This window comes from Altererythrobacter sp. B11 (assembly GCF_003569745.1).
In the GTDB taxonomy this organism is placed as follows: domain Bacteria; phylum Pseudomonadota; class Alphaproteobacteria; order Sphingomonadales; family Sphingomonadaceae; genus Croceibacterium_C.
Genome location: NZ_AP018498.1, coordinates 2781868 through 2805682 on the forward strand (window position 1 = coordinate 2781868; position 23815 = coordinate 2805682).

Here is a 23815-nt window from a genome sequence, read left to right on the forward strand (position 1 = left end):
GGGTAGTCAAGGGAGGCGTCGGCAATGACCCCTGTCCAGCTCGTTCCCCGCTCGGTGGCCAAGGTCTGGGGTCGCCGTCAGCCTGGCTTCGGATTTGCGCAGGCAGCAAGCGGCGACGATCCGATCGGTGAAATCTGGTTCGAAGAACCCGACCACCGCTCGGGCGCCCTTCTTGTCAAATACCTGTTCACGAGCGAGCGGCTCTCTGTCCAGGTCCATCCAGACGATGCCGAAGCGCGAGCGCTCGGACATCCGAGGGGCAAAGACGAATGCTGGGTGATCCTGAAGGCTGAGCCGGGTGCGCAGATCGGCCTGGGGCTGAAGGCAGCTGTCGCCATCGACACCCTGCGCCTCGCAGCGCTCGATGGAACCATAGAGACGATGCTTGACTGGCGCGAGGTGAGCCCCGGCGACGTCTACTATCTGCCCGCAGGAACCATCCACGCGATCGGTGCGGGAATTACCCTCATCGAGATCCAGCAAAATGTCGATCTTACCTACAGGATGTACGATTATGGCCGTCCGCGCGCCCTCCATTTGGAAGCAGCGCTGCGCGTGGCACGCCCCGAACCCTGGCAGGCTCTCACACAACCATACGTTCTTGCCGATGCTCGCCGGATAGTCGCCGAAGGACATAAATTCGTGGTCGAGCAATGGAGCGGCGCTCGCGCCGGTACACTCGCGCCCGGCACAGCGGCATGGATTGTACCGCTTTCAGGACACGGACGTATAGGTGATGCCCCCGTGGAGCCGGGCCAGGCATGGCTGGCCGATGAGCAGCATTCCCTCGACTACAATGGCGAACTGCTCGTTGCCTATCCGGGCAGCAAGGTGACTGAGGGCCTCTGGGTGTCGTCCCGTTGAATAAGCCGAATTGAGCAGCGCAGTGCCCTATTATCAATCTTGCCAGCCACTTCACTTGGATCGGCATGCGGAACCCTGATCACGAACCGGCTCTCTATCGGGCTCGGCTTTCGTTCCTAGATAGACGCCTATGCCGGCGAGGACCACGCCGATCATCACCATGAGAGTGAGCGGCTCGGCGAAGAAAAGGGCTCCGATCGTAATGCCCAGAAACGGCACGAGAAAACTGAACACGTTCGCTTTTGAAAGAGGCATCGAGCGCAGAGTCGTTTGCCACAGCCAGAAGGCGAGTGCTGTCCCTGGAAGTGCAAGCCCTACGAGCGAAACTATGAAGCCCGGCGACCAGACGACAGCACGTGGGTGTTCGGTCAGCACGGCGATTATCATCAGCGGAATGGCGCCGATCAGCAATTGAAGGCCCATCGCCATCGCCGCGTCGACCCGGTTGGCAAGCTTCCTGATTGCGACATTGCCAGCGGCAACACCGAGCGCGGCCAGGAGCACGTACATCAGGCCAAGTCCGGTTGAGCGCTCGTTGCCGGCGAAGACCTGGGGGGCAGCGACGATGATGACGCCAAGAAAGCCGATCAGCAGGCCGGTCCATCCGCGCAACGCAAGGCGTTCCCCGATCAGGCCGTATGCGAGTACCGCGGCGAAGATGGGTTGGGTATTGGCCACGACGGTCGCCAGGCCGGGAGCGACAAATTCGGCTGCATGGAACATCCCGAAGTAACCCAATCCGGTCATGCCAAGTCCTGCAAGCGCGATCCACCCCCACTCCGCCCTGTCTTTCGGGAAGGGTTTGCCCAGGCAAAGCGCGACCAGAAGCAGCGCCGACCCTGCCGTAACGGCGCGAAGACTTGCGAAGGTCAGATGCGGGGCGAAATCGAGCCCGATCGTGATCAGCGGGTAGCATGAGGCCCAAAGGACCATCACGAGAATGGCAGACAGCCTCGGCGGAATCAAAGCGTCATCGACCGGACGGTGTTCAGGGTATTGCATCGCCGCACAGGATACAGAGCTACCCCCACATTGGGGGTCCTCTTTGGGTACGCGCAAACCGCATCCGCGGTGCAGCAGCACGCTGCTGGCCCAAATTCGATCGTCTGGAATCCACCGCTTGTCCTGCGCTCAGCGCCAACCAATACCAAAAAACCTGCCCTCACTCCATAGTGGCAAGTAGCCGGTCGATGGGGACGGTGGCAAATGTCGTGTAACTATCCGCAATTGCGTAGGGAAGAAGAAGCACCCCGTCATGCACCAGGCTGCCGCAGCTATAGACAACATTGGGCACATAGCCTGAACGTTCATCCGCTTGGGCACGCAACAGCGGTTCGGGGGTGCGCGCCAGAAGTCTGGAGGGATCTTTCTTGTCGAGCAGGCACGCACCAATGGCGTAGTTTCGTACTGCACCGACGCCATGAGTGATCACGAGCCAGCCTTCGTCCAGTTCGATAGGCGAGCCGCAATTGCCGATCTTGATGAACTCCCAGGGATAGCGCGGCGAGAGGACAGTGACGCTTTCGCCCCAATGGTGAAGATTGTCTGAGAGCGCCAGCCAGATGCTTTCGTCGTCGTGGCGGCACAGCAATGCGTATTTCCCGTCTATCCGTCTCGGGAAAAAGGCGAGGCCCTTGTTGACCGCCCCCGGTCCTTCCATTCTGTGGAGATTGAAGGTTCGGAAGTCGTCGGTTGTGAGAAGTTCCGGCGCGATGGCCCGGCCGTCATAGGCAGTATAGCTGCCCAGATAGCGCGATGAGCGATCATCCTCGACAAAGCGAACCAGGCGCAAATCTTCGATGCCGTTGCGTTGCTGCGCCGTAACCGGGAAAAGAACTCGTTCGGAAAGATCATCACCTTCGTTGCAGACGATCCGGATGCTCCCATCGCTAGCGGATGGATTTGGATCCCGCTCGAGCCGGTGCGCGACGACCTGGCGGCTCGGCGCATCAATGGTGAGTCCGGTTTTGACATTGTAACTGCCGGTCCTGAACGTGACGGACGAAATATGCCCCTCCCCCACGCCGCGCAACGATAGCACAAAGCGCAGGCTGCCTGGTGGCATACCCGACTGATCGGGATGGGGTACGACACTCGGATTAAAAAGCGCCGCCGCCTCGTAGGAGTATTCCTGGTGAAAGAACGCGCCGATGAGCAACGCCTGTTCGCGCGTAGCGGAACATTTCGCGATGATGCGGCCGTTGATTTCCTCGAAGCGTGCCAGCAAGAGTTTCTCGACGGAGTAGCTGCGGTCCACGAAGGGAAGCAATGTCTGCGCAAGGTAGGCCGAGACGGCTGCATTTTCCATCGAGAGCACCCTGTCTGCGATCCGCTGCAGCCGCGAGCGTTCCGGCACGGTCAGGGCAAGGGGATCGTCAGCCGGGAAGAACGGCCGAATGACGACCCTCGATGCATCGGGATGCAATTCGACCGGCAGCCGCTTCATGATCCCGAGCTGCGCGCCGCGCGATTCAGTCGCTAATGATGGATTGCGCGTCATACGCATTCGCCCACGCGCAACGGGACGGCTTCGGCTTCGACGCGCTCGTTGAGCGCCTCATCCGCCCAGTGCGGATGCCCCTTCCGCCGATCGGAATAGAGATAGTCGCGCGTCAGGGGAACGGCGTCGCGCTCCTTGGCAAGCTGCACCTGGAACACCATCAGGGTTCCATTGCGGAACATCATCTCACAGGCAGCGAGATAATATTCCCACATCCGACAGAAGCGTTCGTCGTAAAGTGCGTGCGCCGCGGCGCGCCGCTCCTGGAATCTCTCGTACCAGTGGCGCAGCGTCTCTGCGTAATGGAGGCGCAATATTTCGATATCGGTCACCCAAAGGCCGCTGCGCTCGATGGCCGCGAGTGTTTCCGACAGGGCGGGAACATAGCCGTCCGGAAAGATGTACTTGTCGATCCACGGGTCGCGCCCGCCAGGCGGTTCCATGCGGCCGATCGAATGTACGACGGCTATTCCGCGCGGCGCCAGGTTCTGCTTGATCGCCTCGAAAAAGGTACCGAAGCTCGCCGCACCGACATGCTCAAACATTCCCACCGACACAATGCGATCGAATTGCTCGTCGATTTCGCGGTAATCGGCCAGTTTGAAGGCTGCGCGATCATCGACGCCCTGCTCGCGGGCGCGGACCCCAGCGCGGCGATGCTGTTCCTCCGAGAGGGTGATCCCCGTCACCTGCGCATCGCAGTTCTGTGCCAGCTCGATCGCTAGTCCGCCCCACCCGCAACCAATATCGAGGACCCGGTGCCTCGGTTCGGGCAGGAGCTTCTTTGCAATGTGCGAACGTTTGGCAGCCTGCGCGTCTTCGAGCGTGTCACAATCCTCGCCAAAATAGGCGCAGGAATATTGCCAATCCTCGTCGAGGAACATTTCATAGAGCCCGCTCGAAAGGTCGTAATGGTGCGCAACGTTCGCTTTGGCCTTGGCCTTGCGGATGGGCCGCAGGACATGCGCCAAACGCCCCAGCTTCGCGCGCAGGCGCGCCAAAGGCGCTTCATCGAGCGCGGTCAGGTTCGATGAGACAACAAACAGGAAGTCGCGCAGCGTGCCTTCCTCGATCGTCCATTCTCCCTTCATGTAGGCTTCGCCAAGCGTCAGCGAGGGATTGATGAGCAGGCGCAGCGGAAGGTCAAGCCTGTGCAGCCGTACGATCACTCGCGGACTATCCTGCGGCGTGCCGAAAGTCATCCGGTTGCCCGCGGCGTCGATCAGCACGAGTTCGCCCCGTTTGACGAGCCGTCGAAGCAACGGAGCCAGAATCGTGAGCAAACGCCGGCCAAGTACGGCATGGACTTGTTTGGATTTGCGCATTTCGGCTCCCACCTTGCTGGATGACTTTCGAAAGACGCCGCCAAAGGCGATCTATTACAGGACATCGCTCCAAGGTAGTATGGCTTCAAGGCCGGTGCGCCTGGACGGCCAGTCATTATCCGGGAATGGCAGATTGAATGCGGTCGCCGCGTGCGCGGCGATTTTCAGGCATTGAGAATTGGTGCGATGTGGGCGCTTTCTTCGCCGAGGCGACCGCGCTGAAAGGGGCGCGCAACCCGCGAGCGTTTGGCGCTGTCGGCAATATTCGACCTCCCAGGACGGGCAAGCCGGGCAAGCATGCCGGATCCAGGATGCGCTCGCAGACTTCGGTAAGCGACAAGCTCTGCGCTCCGCATACTGGCTGCGCGCACCCTGATCGACAAGGCTAATTACGAGCAATCACTGCCGAGGAAGCTCCGCCAATGCTCCGCGCGGGGGTGGTGAAGCGTTCAAAGGAGAGGGCCGAAGAGCCGCGCAATGTTCTGCGCCAAGGTCGCGAGGAAGGACCGCCTCCTCCAAGCCTCCAGGCTGAGCGTATCGCTAACGGCCAGATTGCGCTGCTGTTCCATCCTGAGATCGACAGCAATCTCTCGATCGTAGCAAACTAGGCTGGCCTCGGCATTGAGATAAAAGGAGCGCATGTCGAGATTGAGCGATCCGATGAGGACGATCTCGTCGTCAATACTGATGTGTTTGGCATGCAGCAGCCCCTCGCGGTAAAGATAGATCGCGACCCCGGCGCTCAGAAATTCTCCATAATAGGATCGCTGCGCCAAGCCTACGAGCCAGGAATCGCTAGCATGCGAAAGAATGATCCGCACTTCGACCCCGCGCATCGCGGCTGTTTTCAGAGCCTGGAGAAGCGATTCATCCGGAATGAAATATGGGGTCGTCAAAGTGACACTGCGCCGCGCGCCATGAACCAGGGCAACCACTAACGGACCTGCGCCCGCCAGGGGATATTCCGGACCGCTCGCCAGAAGCTGAGCGGCGTATTTGCCCTTGGCGCGCCCATGTGGAAAAAATTGGCTCCGGTCGAGCACCTCCCCTCGTTCGAGAAACCAGTCGGCGGTAAAGACCGCTTGCAATTCGAGCACGATCGGCCCTTCGACGCGCAGGACAAGTTCCTTGTTGATCAGGCCCGAGGACGCCTTCTTGTCGATAACATTCTGCGAACCGATGTAGCCCACCTGCCCGTCGATCACGACGATCTTGCGATGATTGCGAATATCCGCACGCACCTTGCCCAAACCTGGAAATGCGACGGGGAACGCGCGAGCGACCGCGACACCTCCCGACCTCAGTCTGCGCGTGACGGAAGATGCCCAGGAAAACGAACCCATCGCATCGATCAGCACGCGGCAATCGATCCCGCGCTTCGCGGCATGCAGCAGCGCCGACATAATCCGGTCGCCACTTGCGTCATCCGCAAAAATATAGGTCGTCAGATGAACATGATCGCTTGCCTGTTCGATATCCTCAACAAGCCGATCGATTACCCCTTCGTAATCAGGTAGAAAATGGATTGCATTTCCGCCCAGCACCGGAAATCGACTGAGGCTTTCGACGAAGCGCGTGGCTGATTCCAGATGACCCGACACCGCCGGCCGCAGGCAATGGCGCGAATGGACGATTTGCCGGGCCGCGCGCGCAAGCAGGATTTGCCCCTCGGCGAACCGCCGCCGACGCCAGCGCGGTGCCTTCGGTTGGCCGGCGATAAGATAAAATAAAAACGTCGGGATCGGAAGAAAGAGAGCGAACAGAAGCCAGGTGCGAGCTTCCTCCGGCGAGCGCCGTGATGTGACAGTCACGAGCATGACAAGGCGGATCGTCCACTCCAGCGTCAGGTAAGCGAGCGGAATGGGATCTGTCAGGTTCATGCCGGGCCGGCCGCACTATCAGTGCAGCCGATCCGGCCATCCCAGAACCTGCCACCGTCAACGAGAATGCCCATTGGCGCCAGTTCCGCAAGGACGACAGATGAAAGGGCGACACGCCAGGATTTGGACGTGCCGCCCTTCCCCGTGCACGGGATGGAGGAGTGGGGGGCGTCCCGTGCCGGGCAGTCGGTATTCGGAGAAATTGGCAGCTCCGTGTTGTTTGCATCTCGGATCCCACGCTACCGGGCCATGCGCACTCCGGATGAATAGCATCCCATTCTGGACCGCCTATCAAACGCCCACAGGGACGATTCGATGCGCGACTTCTTACAGTTGTCATACGGCGCGCGGCGCGCGGCGCGCGGCGCGCGCTTTTCGTAAGGAAAAGTCTCACTCCGCGTCCTTGTCAATATCCAGGGGACGAACCTTGCCCGAGAGCATCGGCAACCGCCTCGTCCTACCACACAGACCGAGTGAAGAATCCACCATGCATCCAGTCAACGTCGTGAATGCCAGCCCTCAGATCGCCATGGTCGGCAGCTATGTGCCCCGGCAATGCGGAATTGCCACCTTCTCACAGGATTTGCGCGGCGCGATCGTGCACGGTTTGCCCAAAATGGGTTGCAGGATGATTGCGGTCACCGATCAAGCTGGAGCGTATGATTACCCTGCGGAAGTTGGTCTGGAAATTGAACAGCAAAATGCCCGGACGTACACCGACGCCGCCGAGTATCTGAACTCCTCGCTTGTCGATGCCGTTCTCCTGCAGCACGAATTCGGGCTTTATGGCGGTCCGGCGGGATCCTATCTCGCGAGCTTCCTGCGCCAGCTTCGCAAACCTCTGGTCACCATCTTGCATACAGTTCTGAGCACACCGGATGACGATCAGCGACGGGTCATGGCCGAACTGATTCGGCATTCGGCCCGTCTCGTCGTGATGGCCGAAAAGGGCCGTGAGATGCTGGAACAGATCTATGCTGCACCGGCAGACCAGATTGCTGTTGTGCCGCATGGTATTCCCGACCTTGCTCTGTCCGATTCAGAGCGCGCGAAGCACGCGCTTGGCTTCGGCGGGCGCTCGGTTGCCATGACGTTCGGCCTGCTTTCACCGGGGAAAGGGATCGAGACGATGATCGCCGCGCTGCCGCAACTGGTCCGGACCAATCCCGACCTTCTCTATGCGGTCGTCGGCGCGACCCACCCGCACCTGCGCGCGAGCGAGGGGGAGCGCTATCGCGACAGTCTTCGCAAACTGGCGGACGAGTTCGGCGTAGCCAGCCATCTCCATTTTGTCGATCGCTATGTCGATCTGCCCGATCTGCTGCAGCTGCTCGCAGCCTGCGATATCTATGTCACGCCCTATCTTAACGAGGCGCAGATTTGCTCTGGCACGCTTGCCTATGCCGTTGGCCTGGGAAAGCCGGTCGTCTCGACTCCCTATTGGCATGCGCAGGAGTTGCTGGCGGACGGCCGCGGCATGCTGGTGCCGTTCAGCGACCCGCAGGCGATGGCCGGTGCCGTCGGCCGCCTCCTGTCGGACTTCAGCTTGCGGCGCCAGACCGAGGCACGCGCCTTTGCGCTCGGCCGCACAATGACCTGGTCGGCGGTGGCGCAACGTTATGCAATGATAATTGGCGATGTTGCGAATCGGCCCATCCCGCTACAACAAGCGGAACCCCACTTTGAGGCCCAACCACAGACATCCTTTTCGCAGGCCGGCTCCAGTGATCCCCTGCGCGCAGATGCGCCACGGCTTGTCGTGAATGGGCGAGTGTGAGGGCTGAATTGGAGATCGCCGGATCTGCGCCAAACGCGACCCCAGCGCGCGCGCATCTCGTTTTCGGTGGCTATCCCAATCTGAATTCGGATTTGAAAGAGCGTCCATGAAATCGATCGCCATATTTGACCTCGACGGGACTCTGGCTGAAAGCAAGCAGCCGATTGATGCCGAAATGGGTGGCCTTCTGGCCAGCCTGCTCGATCATATGGCGGTTGCGGTCATCTCAGGCGGGGACTGGCCCCAATTCGACAAGCAGCTGCTCGGACGGCTGCCCGATGTCGCTGACCTGTCCCGGCTCTTTCTCTTGCCCACTTCCGGAAGCAAGTTTTTCCAATATGAGCGCCGCTGGCGGCAAGTCTATGCCGATGTTCTGACTGAAACTGAGCGCAGCGCGATCTACGCAGCGCTGCAACAGGCAATCGCGGCGATCGGATTGGATGCCGGGCAGAGCTGGGGCGATCGGATCGAGGATCGAGGTACGCAGATCACCTTTTCCGGTCTCGGCCAGCAGGCGCCACTCGACCAAAAACGAAGCTGGGATCCCGATCTTCGCAAACGTCAGCGGCTCAAAGCTTTCCTCGAGCCAAAGTTGCCAGCCTTTTCGATTCGTATCGGTGGAGCGACTTCGCTCGATATTACACGGCGCGGCGTCGACAAGGCCTACGGGCTTGCGCGCTTTGCCGAGGTGGTCAGCATTCGCAAGGACGAGATGATGTTCTTTGGGGATGCAGTGTTTGCAGGCGGCAATGATGCGCCTGTCAGAGCTGCGGGAATCGCAACTGTGCCGGTTGCCCTTATCGGTGAGACCAAAGCCGCAATAAGGACGATCATAGCCTGCGGCCCGCCGCTTTCCACACATTTCTGAAGCTCGGAAACCTCCCAGCAAGCCGATCTCCGGCCGCCCGGATATCGCAACGCGCTCGGGAAGGTCGGCTTTTGTCGTCCTTTCCAGCTTCCATGAAGTTTCACCCAGCTCGTCGACACGGCAAGTTGGCCAATCCGAGTGCGCCATCATCACCATCGAAGATTTCGAACCGCGCCCGCGCACCACGAGCCAGGTCCGCGCGCCGTGCAACAGGTGCTTGTGTAATTCCTGTGCCCTGCACGCGTCTCTTTTGATGGCCCATCTGAACCCTCGGCATGGGTCCGCGCGGCACGAAAATGGAAGGCATTTCCACATTCTCACGCTGAGAACATGGCTTTTCAAAGCTTCCTGGGTTCTCTGGACTCTAAGCTTCGCGCCTCTGATTCCTGTTCTCTGGCTCAGCGGAAGACCTCCGCGAGTTGTGCGCAGAATTACGCGGCTCTGGGCGCGAGGGACCTTGTCACTCCTTGCCGCGTGGACCGGTATAATACATCGCGTACACGGCGATTGCCATGTTCCTCTCAGACCAGCCTTGATTCTGGGAAATCATCAGTCGCCATGGGAAACGATTGCGGCACTCGTGTTATTTCCCGATCTGGCCATAGTCGCGAAGCAGGAACTTCTCAAAATACCCGTTCTGGGTTGGTATCTTCGATATTCTCCCATGGTCATCATCGATCGAGGCGACACCACCGGCTCGGTGCGAAGCATGGTGACAGCGTGCCGGGATGCTCTTTCCGACGGCCGATCACTGTTGATTTTCCCAGAAGGCACACGCCAACCGGTCGGATCGCCAATCATTTTCAAACGCGGCGTGGAACTGTTGTATCGTACGCTTGGCCTGCCCGCGCTTGTTTTCGCTCACGATTCCGGGCGCTTCTGGCCGGCCGGATCTGTCCTGCGGTCCGGCGTCATTACAGTTTCGCTTCTACCTCCGATTCCGCCAGGCCTGGACGCTCGGGAGTTCTTCCAGCAATCGCAGCGAATGTTGGCGGATGAGGTCGCCCGTCTCGCCGGTTAGCAAGAAAATGCCGCTACCCAGTTTAGCGGCTCAGAGTTAGGTGAAGTGGCGGCAAGTTTATTGGCCACTTTTACCGGATAATGTTCGTGGCCTCGGCATGATTTAGCCCCGCGCCGTGCGACAGTGATCGAACTGCCGGAGCCCGCGATCCATTGTCACGACGCCAGCATGAGCGCAAAGATGATCGTGCCCGAGGCCAGCGCGTAGATGAGCATCGGCAGGAAGGTGAAACGAATGATCCTTCCTTCCTCCCTGATCAGACCAACCACCGCGGCTGCGGCTACCACGTTCAGCACAGATACCATGTTGCCGGCATTCGCACCGAGCATTTGTCCGGCGAGCACCAGTACTGTTGGCATGCCGACCTGCTCAGCGGCCTGCGTCTGCAAAAGAGCAAATGTCATATTGCTGAATGTGGCGCTACCTGAAAGAAAACTGCCAAGAGCGCCAAGCAACGGAGCGACCAGCGGCCATTTCGTCCCGACACCGCCAGCGGCAAAGCTGGCAAGCTCCATCGGCATGCTGCGAAGACCAGCGTCGTTCACGCCTGACTGGATAAAAATGCGTACCATCGGCACCGCTGCGCCCAGTGCCATCGCACTCGTTCCGACGATTCGGGCAGCCTCATTGAGCGAAGTTCGGACCTGGGCAAGGTTCATCCGGTGCATGCGAAGCGTCAGCACGGCGATGACAACAAACATGGCGCCTGGCAGGTAGAATGGCGCGACCGAGACACTGATCTCTGTCCCGAAGATGCCGTTCCATTGAATGGAAACCTTGTTCAACCAACTCTTGAACGGCAGGATTTCGATCCGCGTAACGACAAGCATCACCGCGAGAAGCAAATAGGGTGACCAGGCACGCTTGAGTGACATCGGGGAGGCGACGAGGGCGCCGTGCTCTAAAGTTGGTCTCAGCCCTCCATCCGGCAAAAGCCATCCCTTCCGGGCAATCGGAACGATGATCGCTAGACCACAAAGAGCGCCGATGAGCGCGGGCAGCTCGGGCCCGAGCATTGCCGCCACGCCAAGTGCGGGCAGCGTGTAGGCAAAGCCGGCCGCCAAGGCGAATTTCCACGCCGCGAGACCGGCCTTCCAACTTTGACGCACATCGAAGAAACGCGTGAAGATCAGGATCATGATGAGAGGGATGAGGCTGCCGACAAAAAGATCTATCATCGCTGCCTGAACCGCGACTGCTTCGAGCATGGTTTCCAAACTTTGGTCACCGTCGGCCGCGATTGCCGCATCGACCTGTCCGTCTTCCTCCAGACCCTGCGCGAGGCCTATTGCGACGGGCGTGCCGATCGCGCCGAAGGAAACAGGGCTGCTGTCGGCAATCAGCGCAAGCACCACGGCTGCCATTGGCCTGAAGCGCAGAGCGACAAGCAAGGGTGCGGTGATCGCGGCCGGGGTTCCGAAACCAGCAGCACCTTCGAGGAAGGCCCCGAAAAGCCAGGCGATGACTATAATCTGCGCGCGGGGGTCAGGGGCAATGCGGGTGAACCCGTCCCGGATGACGGTCATGGCTCCGCCTGCCGTGAGAACCTTGAGCAGGAAAATCGCCCCGAAGACTATCCAGACGATCGATGCCGCGATCACCGTCCCCTCGGCGGCGGCAGCAAGAACCTGGATTACCGGCACACGCCAGATGACGACGCTCACAAGGGCGGTAACGAGAAGGCTGATAGGCATCGCCACGGCGGCAGGCAAACGAAGCATGACCAGCAGTCCGAGGACCGCAATGAGCGGCGCAAGCGCGGCAAGGATCAAGGCTATTGTGATCGGGCCAGCACTCCCCTGCTGTCGGGCGTTGCACCTCCGGCGCCCATTGAGACGCTTGGTACGCATACGTATTACACTGGAACCGCGAGCTCGTGGGTCCCCTTATCCGTGACATCAGTCTTCCCGATCACGCAAGGTTGCCTTATGTTTGGGATCTTTGTCTGCGCGCGGCACGCACTCTAGTGTGGCATCTTTGGAAGTTCCCAAGCATGTGTCGATAGAGACGGGTCCCCGCCGAATGTGCGAGGGTCGATTGAGAATGAGCGCGTGAATTTGCGGGGGTAAGGTCAAATATGTGCTTTTCGGCCACAGCTAGTTTCACCGCCGGAGCAGCGTTGCTGGTTACCGGTGCATTCAGCATACGCCTTGCGCGAAACCCTGCCGAGCGGCCATATGCAGCGATACCGCTCCTGTTTGGCGTTCAGCAATTGATCGAGGGCGCGCTTTGGCTGACATTCCCTGACAAGACGCAGCTTCTCAGTACCGTGCTGACTTACGCCTATTCGATATTTTCACACGTACTCTGGCCAATCTTTGTCCCGCTCGCCGTCTATTTTCTCGAACCTGTGAAATGGCGCCGCAAGGCGCTGCTGGTAGCGGTTGCGGGAGGAACAGCAGTGGGTCTTTATCTGCTCTATTTCCTCATCCGGCTTCCGATTGTGGCTACAGCTGCCGAGGGACATATCGACTACGTATCACCCCACTTCTACGTTAAAATCGTCATGGCTCTGTATATTTTGGGAACCTGCATAAGCCCTCTTCTGTCGAGCCACCGCTGGGTGCGATGGTTTGGCATCGCAGCGATCGTGTCGTTTCTTCTTGCCGGCATCTTTTACCTAACCTGGTTCATATCGGTCTGGTGTTTCTTTGCAGCGATCATGAGCGTGATGGTTCTGACGTTCTTCTTGCGGCGTTCGCCGGCGCTCGCCTCCGGCGCGCGAATGGACACAGCAAAATCCGAGCGCTTCCTCGCCGAGTGACGGAATGGCGTGGCGCTGGATCGGGGAAAGTTTACAGTCTTCCTGTTGGTGGAGGAGGGAGGCAAAGCGATGCGGGATGACGCACCGCAAAATTCCTGATGTTCCTTGACCCTTATCGTCCGGGTATCCCGAACTCCCATTTACAAGCGAGACGACCGTTACCGGGTCGCAGATCGGCAGCGTGCGAGCAGCTCGCTGCAATGACAGCTATTCGAAAGGCTTAACTGTTGGATCACGAAATTCCCCACTTGAGGGAAATTTTTGTTTTCCTCGCGGCTGCCGGATTGGTGATCCCGACCGTCCGTAAACTCGGCATCAGCTCTGTCCTCGGATTTCTATTTGCCGGCCTTTTGATTGGCCCGCACGGTCTCAACCGCATTGTCGTGGATGTGCCACTGCTCGCCTATGTGGTTATCGCGGATGTCGACGGTGTCCGTCGCGTCGCTGAGCTCGGCATAATCTTTCTGCTGTTCATGATCGGCCTTGAACTCTCGACGAGGCAATTGTGGGGGATGCGACGGATCGTTTTCGGTCTTGGCACCGGGCAAGTCTGCGCATCCGCTGCCATCATCGGGGCGATCGCCTACGCCTTCGGCAACTCCATGATCGCATCCGCGATTTTAGGGCTCTGTCTGGCATTATCATCCACCGCGCTCGTCATGCAGAGTTTGACTGAGACAGGGCGTCTTGGCACCCGGTTCGGGCGCACAGCGTTCGGTATCCTCCTGTTTCAAGACCTCGCCGTCGTCCCCGTCCTCTTTCTCGTAGGCGTGGCTGGCGCAGAAGGTAGCGAGTCGCTGGCCGGAGCCGCTACACGGGCGATCCTTCAGGCTGCTATCATTATCGCCGCCATTCTGGCCGTCGGACGCATTGCTATACGGCCGCTGTTGCGGTTCGTCGGCGGCAGCGGCAGCCGCGAAGTGTTTATGGCCGCCGTCCTGCTGATTGTGCTTGGAACCGCTGCACTCACGGCACAGGCGGGCCTTTCGATGGCCCTCGGCGCATTTCTTGCTGGGCTGCTGTTCGCAGACACCGAGTACCGCCACCAGGTGGCCAGTGATATCGAGCCCTTCAAGGGCCTACTCCTGGGCCTCTTCTTCATGTCCGTCGGCATGAGCCTTGACGTGAGTGCCGTCTGGCAGTTGCTAGGCTGGGTCGTACTTTCAGTGATTGGCCTCGTCGCACTCAAAGCTGGGACCCTGTTCGTGGTTTCGAAAGCGTTCCGGCAGCCCACAGCCGTCGCTGCGGAGACTGCGGTCCTGCTCTGCCAAGGCGGCGAATTTGCATTCGTCATCCTCGCTGCCGGGCTTGCGGTCGGCGTGCTGGACCCAACTGTCGGTCAGTTCATGCTTATGGTGGTTATCTTGACGATGTTTCTCACCCCGGCCCTTTCCGCCGCCGGCCGCCTGCTGGGCCGATTTTTAGAGAAGCGGGAGAATGGCACCCTCGTACCTGCCGACCTCGGGATTACAGGGGAAGCCCATGTGATTATCGGCGGCTTCGGCCGGGTTGGGCATCTTCTGGCTGATCTGCTAGACGCTCAGCGCATCAGTTATGTCGCGCTCGATACCGATGCCGAAGTCATCGCACGTCAGCGTGCGAAGGGAATGCCGGTTGTCTTTGGCGATGCAAGTCAGCCGGATCTTCTTCCGCATCTTGGTATCGAGCGCGCTGCGGCGTTCGTGACCACTATGGATGCGCCCGGGAGTGCCGAGCATGTTGTCGGCGCGGTTCACCAGCTCTGGCCGCATGTGCCCATTTACGCAAGAGCCCGAGATGCGGAGCATGCACGCCGGCTGCAAGCACTCGGTGCATCGGGGACGGTACCCGACACCGTTGAGGCTAGTCTGCAATTGTGCGAAGAACTCCTGACCGGCATCGGCTTCCCCGAGGAAGCTGCACGTGCCATCGTCAATGAGCGCCGCAACGATCTGTTCGCGGCGCGCACCGTTTGAACCGATCCCGAGCGACGCGGCGAGCCAATTGGTTGCGCCGCGATACCGTGAAAGAGCGAATCCGAACTCACGGTGTAATTCCCTCGGTGTTCAAGCGTCTTTGCCAAGCGAGCAATGAATCCGCAGTGTACGCTGCCGGACGAGAGAACGAAGAATCTTCTGGAGGTTGTTTTGGCAAAAGTGACGCTTGAGGTCGGCGGCCTCTTCGAGGAACTCGATCATCTCGGCGTAGAGAAACAACTGGAAGCCGAGGACGGCGTCAGTCGCGCTGTCGCCAATCCGGCTTCGGGAAGCGTTACGGTTGATTTTGACGGGGGTTTGACGAGCGAGGAAGAGCTGCGCCGGACCGTGCTCTCCTGCGGGTTCCGCTGTCGCGGCACGGTCCATCCCCGACATGTCTGCAAGCCAGGGCCCGACCCGGTACCATCCGCTCATGCCGGCCACGAAAGAGTTGCGGCTGCCAGCAAGGCGCACGCGCAGGATGCCATGGCGCACGAAATGGGACACGGCGCCGGTGCCGACATGCAAGCGATGGTCCGTGACATGCGCAACCGGTTCTGGGTGGCTCTCCTCTTTACCATTCCGATCTTTGTCTATTCGCCAATGGGCGGCATGTTCACGCCGCCTGCTCCGCCTTTCGGGTTGGGCCTCGATCTGTGGCTGTTCTTCCTCGCGAGCGCTGCGGTTATCTATCCCAGCTGGCCGTTCTTCGTCGCCGCCTGGCGCGCGCTGCGCAACGGAATCCTCAACATGGCAGTGCTTGTCGTGCTGTCGGTCGGAACAGGCTATCTCTTCAGCGTCGGCTCGACCTTCCTCTTTCCCGGTGTGCAGTTCTACGAGGCAGTCGCGGTCCTGCTGGTCTTCATCCTGCTCGGCCACTGGCTCGAAATGCGCGCGCGCGCCGGGGCGTCGCAGGCGATACGCGCACTGCTCGATCTCGCGCCGCCGATGGCGACCGTCATTCGCGATGGCCGCGAAGTGGAGATCGCCACCTCCGAAGTCCAGGTGGGCGAAACGATCATTATCAAGCCTGGCAACAAGATACCCGTCGACGGGGAAATCGTCGAAGGAACCTCGCTAATCGATGAATCGATGCTTACCGGCGAGTCGATGCCGGTCAACAAGGCGGTCGGCGACGAAGTCATCGGCGCATCGATCAACAAGAGCGGCAGCTTCCGGTACAAGGCAACCAAAGTTGGTGCCGACACCGCGCTGGCCCAAATTGTCAAGCTCGTCCAGGAAGCGCAGAATTCCAAGGCCCCGGCGCAACTGCTTGCCGACCGCGCGTCGCAGTGGTTGGTCTTGATCGCGATCCTTATCGGACTGGCGACCTTTGCGACATGGTTCTGGTGGCTCGGCGCGCCATTGCTGTTCGCCGTCACGCTGACAATAACCGTCTTCGTCATTGCTTGCCCGGATGCTCTGGGACTCGCGACCCCGATGGCGGTCATGGTCGGGACCGGGCTCGGCGCGACCAACGGCATCCTGTTCAAGAATGCCGGCGCGCTCGAGGATGCGACCAAACTCGACGTCATCGTATTCGACAAGACCGGCACGCTAACCATGGGGCAGCCGCATGTGGTCGACATCGTCGCTGCGGAAGGCCGATCCGACGAGGATGTGTTGCGGCTCGCCGCCGCGGTCGAGCGTGGTTCGGAACACCCGCTCGCACTCGCCATCCTTGACCGCGCAGGCGATCTCGCGCTCGACGACGTCCGCGACTTTCATAACCGGGAAGGCATGGGCGCAGAGGCGCTGGTGGGCGGAAGCACGGTGCTGCTCGGCAATCGCCGACTGATGGACGAGGAGAACGTCCCACTCGGCACCTTGTCCGAGGCGGCGGATGAGCTGAAGGGTGCCGGACGAACAGTCGTTCACGTCGCGCACAAGGGCGATCTGGTCGGTCTGATCGCCATCGCCGACGCCCCGCGCCCCACCGCCATTGCGGCGGTCGCGGCGCTGCGCAAGCGCGGGGTCGAAGTGGCAATGCTGACCGGCGACAATGAGGGCACGGCAAAGCGCGTGGCGGCACAGCTGGGCATCGGCACCGTGCTCGCCGACGTCCTGCCCGGCCAGAAGGCCGATAAAGTCAAGGAGTTGCAGGCCCAGGGCAAGCGCGTGGGCATGGTTGGAGACGGAATCAACGATGCGCCCGCGCTGACCCAGGCCGATGTCGGTTTTGCGATCGGGGCCGGCACCGATGTCGCTATGGAAAGCGCCGATGTCGTACTTATGCGCAGCGATCCTTATGACGTGGTCGGCGCGATCGTTCTTTCGAAAGCAACCTTGCGCAAGATGCACCAGAACCTGTTCTGGGCTGTCGCTTACAATGTCATTGCCTTTCCGGTCGCGGCAGGCGTCCTCTACCCGCTGATCATCAGCCCGGCGGTCGCCGCCATCGCCATGTCGGGGAGCTCCGCGCTCGTGGCCGTGAATGCACTGCTCCTCAAACGGACGCGAATGGAAGGTATCGGCAGGAGCGTAGCGGAGTCCGGAGAAAGCGATCGGAGCCCCACGGCGAGCCCGATTCCTGCGTGATGCTGTGCTACCCGCAGCATACCGCTGGCGCATTGTCCCTCCTGTCAAAGCGGGATAATTCCAGCGGTTGAGCAGCCGACAACGCCCAGACAGGCACGGACAAATGCGGCAGAGCAAACAGTGCGCGAGACGTTCGGGTTGTAATTACAGTCGAGCGAGCGCGTCTCTATCCATCAAGCGGCGCGGTGTGCCGCGCCACACCCGAGGAAGGCACCGATGACCTTGCAACTTACTTTTCTGGGCGGTGCCGGTACGGTCACCGGATCGAAATATCTCGTCGAGACCGACGACTGCAAAATCCTTGTCGACTGCGGCCTGTTCCAAGGTTTCAAGCAGCTACGCCTGCGCAATCGCCAACCCCTCCCCATCGCGCCGCGCGATATCGATGCCGTTCTTCTCACGCATGCCCATCTTGATCATTCGGGTTTCATTCCGGCGCTTGTCCGCGACGGTTTCCGTGGCCCCGTGATCAGCACGCACGCGACCTTCAAGCTGTGCGAGCTCCTGCTCCCCGACAGCGGCTATCTCATGGAAGCGGACGCACGCTATGCCAACAAGCGCGGGTTCAGCAAACACACGCCGGCTCTTCCACTCTATACCGAACGCGATGCAAAGGCGGCGCTTACCTCCTTCGCTCCGACCAGCTTCGACGAACCGTCGAAAGTTGCCGAAGGCTGCAGCGCGATCTTCCGGCCAATGGGGCATATTCTCGGGGCGGCCAGCATCGAACTGAACTGTAACGGCAAGCGGATCGTCTTTTCGGGTGATGTCGGCCGCTACTCCGCAGCAACGATGATCGATCCGGTGCGAGTTCCGCGAGCAGACTATCTTGTTGTCGAGTCGACCTATGGCAACCGACACCATGACGAGACCGACCCCGAAACCGCTTTGGAAGAGGTCATCAACCGCACCATCGGGCGCGGCGGAAGCGTCATCATCCCGTCATTTGCGGTCGGACGCGCCCAGACGCTGCTGTTTCATTTGAGCCAGCTGCGTCGCCGCGGACGGCTTGGTCCTGTACCGATCTTCCTCAACAGCCCGATGGCGGTCAACGCAAGTTCGATCTTCTGCGACCATGTTGGAGAGCACCGCCTAACGCAAGACCAGTGCCGGGAGGCCTGCGGCATTGCCGAATACGTCCGTGACGTCGAGGACTCAAAGCGCCTCAATCGCGACCCCATGCCCAAAGTCATTGTCGCGGCCAGCGGGATGGCGACGGGCGGAAGGATATTGCATCATCTCAAAGCTTATGCCCCCGATCCCCGCAACACGATCCTCCTGGCCGGTTTCCAGGCCGGCGGGACGCGGGGCGCAGCCCTGCGCGATGGTGCGAGCGAACTGAAGATCCACGGAGAGTTCATCCCTGTGCGCGCAGAGGTTGCCAGTCTCGACATGCTGTCTGCCCATGCCGATCAGGGCGAACTCCTGCGATGGCTTGGCGGCTTCGAGGATCCGCCGGTCCAGACATTCGTGACTCACGGTGAGCCGGAGGCCTCCGATACGTTTCGCCGTTGCATCACCGAACGGCTTGGGTGGGAGGCGCGGGTGCCCGAACACGGCGAGCGCGTGGTGCTCGAGTGAGAGCGAGCGGTCCTCAGATGCTTACCGACCACACAGTGGCGCCTCATGGCCTGCGCGTCCGACGCCTCGGCATCGAGACCGGTGGCGAAGCGATCGTGTTCATGCACGCCGACTGTCCAGTCGCCCGTTCGGAAGGGTTCGCGACGCGGACGCGCGTGGAAGTCCATGCGGGAGGCCGCCGCGCACTCGCAACGCTCTTTTTCACGACAAACGGCCTGCTCGACCCCGACGAGGTCGGACTGCCAAACGCTCTTTGGCGCCAGCTTCATGCTGGCGATGGCGATGTCATTGAGGTGCGTCATCCGCAGCCACTCGCTTCGATGAGCGATGTGCGCGCCAAGATCTACGGCCATCGGCTCGAGCAGGACCGGCTTGCGCGGATCGTCGCGGATATCGCCACCGGCCGCTATTCCGACGTGGAACTCGCCGCCTTTGTGACCGCCTTTGCGGGGCAGCCGCTCGACGTAACCGAAACTGCGGCGTTGACACGTGCCATGCTTGAAGCGGGTGACCGGCTCGACTGGCCCGATGAACTCGTTTTGGACAAACACTGCGTCGGCGGGCTCCCGGCCAACCGCACCACTCCGCTCATTGTGGCGATTGTCACCGCTGCCGGCTTCACCATGCCCAAAACTTCTTCCCGCGCCATCACCTCGCCGGCAGGGACAGCCGATGCGATGGAAGTGATGGCTCCAGTCAATCTCGATCTGGCAGCGATGCGGCGCGTAGTCGAGCGTGAGGGCGGATGTGTCGTCTGGGGCGGCAATGTGCGCCTGAGCCCGGCTGACGACATCCTGATCGGCGTCGAGCGCGCGCTCGATGTGGATAGTGAAGTCCAACTTGTCGCGTCCATCCTGTCCAAGAAGCTCGCGGCCGGGGCGACGCATGTCCTGCTCGATCTGCCCGTGGGCGCAACCGCCAAAGTGCGCTCACCAGCTGAAGCAGCCAGGCTCAGCGCGCATCTGGTCGCGGTCGCGGCGGAATTCCATCTCTCGGTGACCCCGGTATTGACCGATGGGACACAGCCGGTGGGGTCGGGCATCGGGCCAGCGCTCGAGGCGCACGATGTTCTCGCCGTCCTGCGCAGAGCACCCGATGCTCCGGCGGACCTGCGCGAGCGGGCGATTGATCTGTCAGGCAGAATTCTCGACCTCGCTGGCGGACCGTCCGGGCGGGGGCATGCGCAGGCCAGCGCGATCCTCGACGACGGCCAGGCGCTCGACAAGTTCATGGCGATCTGCGAGGCGCAAGGGGGCTTTTCCGAACCGTCCACCGCACCGCTGCGATATACGATCAGCGCCCCGCGCAGTGCCAGGGTGGCGGCATTCGACAATCGGACGCTGGCGCGTATTGCCAAGTTGGCGGGTGCACCGCGATCCAAATCGGCAGGCATATCGCTGCATGTGAAGCTGGGTGCGACAGTAGCGCGGGGAGAGCCGATCTTCACCGTTCACGCGGAGAGCCGCGGCGAACTGGACTACGCGCTGGCCTTCGCCGCCGCCAATCCCGACGCCATCCGATTGGCAAGCCTATGAATCCGGTTCTGTTCTCGCTCAGCGCCTCGCCCGACATGGCGGCTCACTTGTGTGCCGAGACCGGCATGGAGCTTGGAGAAATCGCTTGGCGGCAGTTTCCGGACGGCGAGAGCTATGTGCGTCTGTTGTCCTCCGTCCGTGGGCGAGACGTCGTTCTGCTGTGCACGCTCGATCGGCCCGATACCAAGGCCTTGGCCCTCTTGTTCGCGGCCGACAAGGCACGCGAAATGGGCGCGCGCCGCGTTAGCCTCGTTGCGCCCTATCTGGCTTATATGCGCCAGGACAAGGCCTTCAATGAAGGCGAAGCCGTAACTTCGGTCACTTTTGCGCGTCTACTCTCGCGTGCGTTCGATGGGCTCATCACTGTCGATCCGCACCTGCACCGACATCCGGACCTAGGCGCGGTCTATTCCATCCCGGCCATTGCGGTTCAGGCCGCACCCGCAATCGCCGCGTGGATACGCCGGGAAGTCCCCAATCCGCTCCTTATCGGTCCCGATGAGGAGAGCGGTCAGTGGGTCGAAGAAATCGCTAGCCTGGCCGGCGCTCCCTACGCAGTTCTCCGCAAGGAGCGCAGGGGCGATTACGACGTCAGTATCTCGGCCGACAATCTTCCTGATTTATCCAACCTTACGCCGGTGATCATTGATGACATCGCCTCAAGCGCCCGCACAATGATCGAAGCGGCGCACATTCTTCGGGAAACAGCTGCCGCAACGCCGATCGCGATCGTCGTCCATCCGATCCTGGCAGGCGATGCCTTTGGGAAACTGCAGGCGGCGGGCACCGCCAGGGTCGTCAGTACCGACACCATCGCGCACCCATCCAACGCAATCAGTGTCGTGCCGCAAATTGCTGCAGCGCTAAAGGCGTGGCGCGATGAAACAGCCCGGCCGGAATCTTCGTCGGCGGGGCGTCAACGCGTCAACCAAGGCCCTTCGTAGTGATGCGGACAGAACACCCGCCACGAAGCAGCGACCGTGGTGATGGGTCAGACAGTCGGTGTGCAGGAGATTATTCGAGATTCGATGCCATCTTCCCATGAGCGGCCGCCGTCGTCCCGACAACATGCCAGGTGCTTGTTCGTTGCAGGTGAGCCAAGACATTCCTGCGCCCGTCCGGGCAGGTACTGTCAGCCAATGTCCCGCACAATCCACTTGGCGGTACGCCCCGGAGAACCGCTCGAGACCTGACAGATATCTGCCCGTTCTAATCAGCCGAGGACCCTTCCACATTGGCTCGAAGCGAGGACTCTGCAGGGGCACATTCACAATCGAGAAAGCCATGCTCGATGCACGTGCGGCACATCTGCAGGAGTCGGGTTTTCAGCGCACGGCGTGCGCGGTGCAACCTGACGGTCACATTGTTGACCGTCGTGTCGAGACTTTTCGCGATGTCGTCCCGAGGCTCTTCGAGCAAATCGGCGCGCCAGATGACCTCCGCATAGTCGGGTTTCAACGTCGGCAGGAGCCGGTAAAGGCAATTGCACACTGCCTGGTCAAGATCCACCTCTGGTTGCGTGTGCGCATGGCTGCTCTCGGCAAGCTCATGCGGATCGACACCGATCTCCTTGCTGCGCCGTCGGATGACAGTCCGCTGGAAATCGGCAATCGTCGTTGCCAGAACGCGCGAAAGCCAACCTTTGACCGACTTTGCCTCGCGAAGGTCTCCGGCGCGCTCGATCGCCCGGAGCATGAAGCGCTGCAGAACCTCCTCCGCTTCGTGGGAACTGAGGAGACGCCGATTCAGGAATTTGAGAATGTCCTGATGACTGTCCACCAGCGCCCGTCGGACGGCTTCGTCCATCGGCCTCAAGGCATCGTCGCAGGCAGCGGCCGAAGTGGCAGGATCATCATCCATCGAGCTTCCAATACAAGTATTCCGCTGAGGATCGCCTACCTCAAACTTCTGCAACAGAGCGCCACACTACAGGAAGCTCTTATCATGTTTAGCGGGAATCGTTTGCTCACAATCCAGGCTTATCGTGGACGCCTCAAATGCCGATGACGACCAGCGCCTCGTCTCGTCGTCGGGATCACCCGGGCAACGCAGCAAGCGCGCGCGGGCTTATGCCTGCGGCCGTGAAGGATGGCACAAGATGATCGACCTGGCGATTACCGTCCACTTGCTGGCGCTGACCGACGATACGGGTCTGGCCCAACACGCCCGGCACCATTTCGTCGACCGTTCTCACGGCTACTGTCTCGATGACAACGCGCGAGCGGTAACCGTAATGTGCCGTCTGGCCCACCTGCGCTCGCTAAGCGCCGCAGAGCAACACGCTCTCGCCGCTTATGCCGCGTTCCTCGATCATGCTTTCGACCGGCAGGCACGATATTTCAGGAACTTCATGACGTATGATCGGCGCTGGCTGGACGAGGAAGCGGCTGAGGATGCTTGCGCTCGCGCTGTTCATGCCTTGTGCGTCATGATTGCGATGCCCCCTCAGGACTGGATGCGGGTCTGGGGACGCGATCTTCTCGAAGCGGTTCTGCCGCGCCTGCACGAGCTCGCTTCGCCGCGTTCGTGGAGCCTGGTCCTGACGGGTCTGGACACATTGCTGCGCAACAGCTCTCCCTGGACGGAAGCGGAGCAGCTGCGCGAGCACCTGGCGCATGCATTGCTGCAGCGCTGGCGGGACGCGGTGCAACCTGCCTGGCCCTGGTTCGAAGACGGGCTGGCCTACGACAATGGACGCCTGGCCGAGGCCGCGATTACGACCGGTACGGTGCTGGGCATCGCTGACCTGCGGGAGGCTGGACTATCGGCCCTGCAGGCACTCTGGGACTGGCAATACGACGGAAAGGTCTTTCACCCCGTCGGTACGCACAGTTTTGGGCGCAGGCACCAACTGCCGTGCAGGTTCGATCAGCAACCCATCGAAGCCCATGCGATGATCGATGGGTGCCTCGCCGCCGCCAGTTCTGGCGTCGAGACCGCCCTGTGGCGCGAGCGAGCGGATATCGCGATGGCATGGTTTTTCGGACGAAATGATCTTGGCTGCTCGCTCGTGGAACCGGAAAAAGGTCTGTGTCATGATGGCCTTCACGAGGACCGGATGAATGCCAACGCAGGCGCGGAATCGACGCTCGCCTATATCGGCGCGTTCCTCTCGATGGCTTCGCTGGAGAGACAGCGGTGACCAGCAGGCGACTCAGGACGCCTTCAAAGCCTTGTCCAAGGACCCAACTGGAGAGGCGCTGGGGA

Annotated in this window: 18 protein-coding genes; 11 read left to right on the forward strand and 7 right to left on the reverse strand. The window is 60.8% G+C overall.

Annotation, left to right across the window (positions count from 1 at the left end):
• Positions 1-24 precede the first annotated feature (24 nt).
• A complete protein-coding gene (locus AEB_RS13225) occupies positions 25-864 on the forward strand; it encodes a class I mannose-6-phosphate isomerase (protein ID WP_119083572.1) in 840 nt (279 codons plus the stop codon).
• Positions 865-915: 51 nt separating this feature from the next.
• Here the strand turns inward: AEB_RS13225 and AEB_RS13230 are convergent, their stop codons facing one another.
• From AEB_RS13230 to cls, 4 genes are all read right to left on the reverse strand, one after another.
• The gene (locus AEB_RS13230) at positions 916-1866 is read right to left on the reverse strand and encodes a DMT family transporter (RefSeq protein ID WP_172593101.1); all 951 of its coding nucleotides are present in this window, start codon (positions 1864-1866) and stop codon (positions 916-918) included.
• Between the two features lie 160 nt (positions 1867-2026).
• Entirely contained in the window at positions 2027-3364 is a 1338-nt protein-coding gene (locus tag AEB_RS13235; RefSeq protein ID WP_231958712.1) for a glycoside hydrolase family 130 protein, read from the reverse strand.
• Positions 3361-4689 (reverse strand): SAM-dependent methyltransferase, encoded by a 1329-nt coding sequence (locus AEB_RS13240; RefSeq protein ID WP_172593102.1) that lies wholly within the window; start codon positions 4687-4689, stop codon positions 3361-3363. The genes AEB_RS13235 and AEB_RS13240 overlap by 4 nt, the downstream gene beginning before the upstream one ends.
• 449 nt (positions 4690-5138) lie before the next feature.
• The gene (gene cls, locus AEB_RS13245; RefSeq protein ID WP_119083574.1) at positions 5139-6569 is read right to left on the reverse strand and encodes a cardiolipin synthase; all 1431 of its coding nucleotides are present in this window, start codon (positions 6567-6569) and stop codon (positions 5139-5141) included.
• A 427-nt stretch (positions 6570-6996) separates the two neighbouring features.
• On the opposite strand from cls, the gene AEB_RS13250 reads away from it, so the two are divergent.
• From AEB_RS13250 to AEB_RS18305, 3 genes are all read left to right on the forward strand, one after another.
• On the forward strand, positions 6997-8346 hold the full coding sequence (locus tag AEB_RS13250; protein WP_172593103.1) for a glycosyltransferase family 4 protein: 1350 nt from the start codon (positions 6997-6999) through the stop codon (positions 8344-8346).
• 106 nt (positions 8347-8452) lie between these two features.
• On the forward strand, positions 8453-9214 hold the full coding sequence (locus AEB_RS13255; RefSeq protein WP_119083576.1) for an HAD-IIB family hydrolase: 762 nt from the start codon (positions 8453-8455) through the stop codon (positions 9212-9214).
• 532 nt (positions 9215-9746) lie between these two features.
• On the forward strand, positions 9747-10235 hold the full coding sequence (locus AEB_RS18305) for a lysophospholipid acyltransferase family protein (RefSeq protein ID WP_197714438.1): 489 nt from the start codon (positions 9747-9749) through the stop codon (positions 10233-10235).
• 155 nt (positions 10236-10390) lie between these two features.
• On the opposite strand, the gene AEB_RS13265 is transcribed toward AEB_RS18305, so the two are convergent.
• Positions 10391-12007: an L-lactate permease gene (locus AEB_RS13265; protein WP_231958713.1), complete on the reverse strand. Its 1617-nt coding sequence runs from the start codon at positions 12005-12007 to the stop codon at positions 10391-10393.
• Between the two features lie 305 nt (positions 12008-12312).
• Between AEB_RS13265 and AEB_RS13270 the strand changes: the two genes are divergently transcribed.
• Complete coding sequence (locus AEB_RS13270; protein WP_331851742.1) at positions 12313-12999, forward strand: DUF6629 family protein; 687 nt, start codon at positions 12313-12315, stop codon at positions 12997-12999.
• A 227-nt stretch (positions 13000-13226) separates the two neighbouring features.
• A complete protein-coding gene (locus AEB_RS13275; protein WP_119083578.1) occupies positions 13227-14954 on the forward strand; it encodes a cation:proton antiporter domain-containing protein in 1728 nt (575 codons plus the stop codon).
• 90 nt (positions 14955-15044) lie between these two features.
• Here AEB_RS13275 and AEB_RS18455 read toward each other — a convergent pair whose 3' ends face one another.
• Positions 15045-15461, reverse strand: a complete 417-nt coding sequence (locus AEB_RS18455; protein WP_231958715.1) for a hypothetical protein — start codon at positions 15459-15461, stop codon at positions 15045-15047.
• Between AEB_RS18455 and AEB_RS13280 the strand changes: the two genes are divergently transcribed.
• From AEB_RS13280 to AEB_RS13295, 4 genes are all read left to right on the forward strand, one after another.
• Positions 15441-17492, forward strand: a complete 2052-nt coding sequence (locus AEB_RS13280; protein WP_231958717.1) for a copper-translocating P-type ATPase — start codon at positions 15441-15443, stop codon at positions 17490-17492. The genes AEB_RS18455 and AEB_RS13280 overlap by 21 nt on opposite strands.
• A gap of 216 nt (positions 17493-17708) precedes the next feature.
• On the forward strand, positions 17709-19073 hold the full coding sequence (locus AEB_RS13285; RefSeq protein WP_119083579.1) for an MBL fold metallo-hydrolase RNA specificity domain-containing protein: 1365 nt from the start codon (positions 17709-17711) through the stop codon (positions 19071-19073).
• A gap of 17 nt (positions 19074-19090) precedes the next feature.
• Positions 19091-20608, forward strand: a complete 1518-nt coding sequence (locus AEB_RS13290) for a thymidine phosphorylase family protein (RefSeq protein WP_119083580.1) — start codon at positions 19091-19093, stop codon at positions 20606-20608.
• The gene (locus AEB_RS13295) at positions 20605-21552 is read left to right on the forward strand and encodes a ribose-phosphate diphosphokinase (protein ID WP_119083581.1); all 948 of its coding nucleotides are present in this window, start codon (positions 20605-20607) and stop codon (positions 21550-21552) included. Before AEB_RS13290 ends, AEB_RS13295 begins: the two co-directional genes overlap by 4 nt.
• Before the next feature lie 265 nt (positions 21553-21817).
• On the opposite strand, the gene AEB_RS13300 is transcribed toward AEB_RS13295, so the two are convergent.
• Positions 21818-22468: an RNA polymerase sigma factor gene (locus AEB_RS13300; protein WP_119083582.1), complete on the reverse strand. Its 651-nt coding sequence runs from the start codon at positions 22466-22468 to the stop codon at positions 21818-21820.
• Positions 22469-22706: 238 nt separating this feature from the next.
• On the opposite strand from AEB_RS13300, the gene AEB_RS13305 reads away from it, so the two are divergent.
• Positions 22707-23750, forward strand: coding sequence for a hypothetical protein (locus AEB_RS13305; protein ID WP_119083583.1), 1044 nt, complete (start codon positions 22707-22709; stop codon positions 23748-23750).
• The last annotated feature ends 65 nt before the right edge of the window (positions 23751-23815 follow it).

Bases quoted from the DNA above. Each gene is read 5' to 3' on its own strand.
- AEB_RS13235 (WP_231958712.1), bottom strand. From the start codon at position 3,364: ATGACGCGCAATCCATCATTAGCGACTGAATCGCGCGGCGCGCAGCTC.
- AEB_RS13230 (WP_172593101.1), bottom strand. From the start codon at position 1,866: ATGCAATACCCTGAACACCGTCCGGTCGATGACGCTTTGATTCCGCCG.
- AEB_RS13225 (WP_119083572.1), top strand. From the start codon at position 25: ATGACCCCTGTCCAGCTCGTTCCCCGCTCGGTGGCCAAGGTCTGGGGT.
- AEB_RS13270 (WP_331851742.1), top strand. From the start codon at position 12,313: ATGTGCTTTTCGGCCACAGCTAGTTTCACCGCCGGAGCAGCGTTGCTG.
- cls (WP_119083574.1), bottom strand. From the start codon at position 6,569: ATGAACCTGACAGATCCCATTCCGCTCGCTTACCTGACGCTGGAGTGG.
- AEB_RS13295 (WP_119083581.1), top strand. From the start codon at position 20,605: ATGAATCCGGTTCTGTTCTCGCTCAGCGCCTCGCCCGACATGGCGGCT.
- AEB_RS13280 (WP_231958717.1), top strand. From the start codon at position 15,441: ATGGCGCACGAAATGGGACACGGCGCCGGTGCCGACATGCAAGCGATG.
- AEB_RS13255 (WP_119083576.1), top strand. From the start codon at position 8,453: ATGAAATCGATCGCCATATTTGACCTCGACGGGACTCTGGCTGAAAGC.
- AEB_RS13305 (WP_119083583.1), top strand. From the start codon at position 22,707: ATGATCGACCTGGCGATTACCGTCCACTTGCTGGCGCTGACCGACGAT.
- AEB_RS13300 (WP_119083582.1), bottom strand. From the start codon at position 22,468: ATGGATGATGATCCTGCCACTTCGGCCGCTGCCTGCGACGATGCCTTG.
- AEB_RS13290 (WP_119083580.1), top strand. From the start codon at position 19,091: ATGCTTACCGACCACACAGTGGCGCCTCATGGCCTGCGCGTCCGACGC.
- AEB_RS13240 (WP_172593102.1), bottom strand. From the start codon at position 4,689: ATGCGCAAATCCAAACAAGTCCATGCCGTACTTGGCCGGCGTTTGCTC.
- AEB_RS13285 (WP_119083579.1), top strand. From the start codon at position 17,709: ATGACCTTGCAACTTACTTTTCTGGGCGGTGCCGGTACGGTCACCGGA.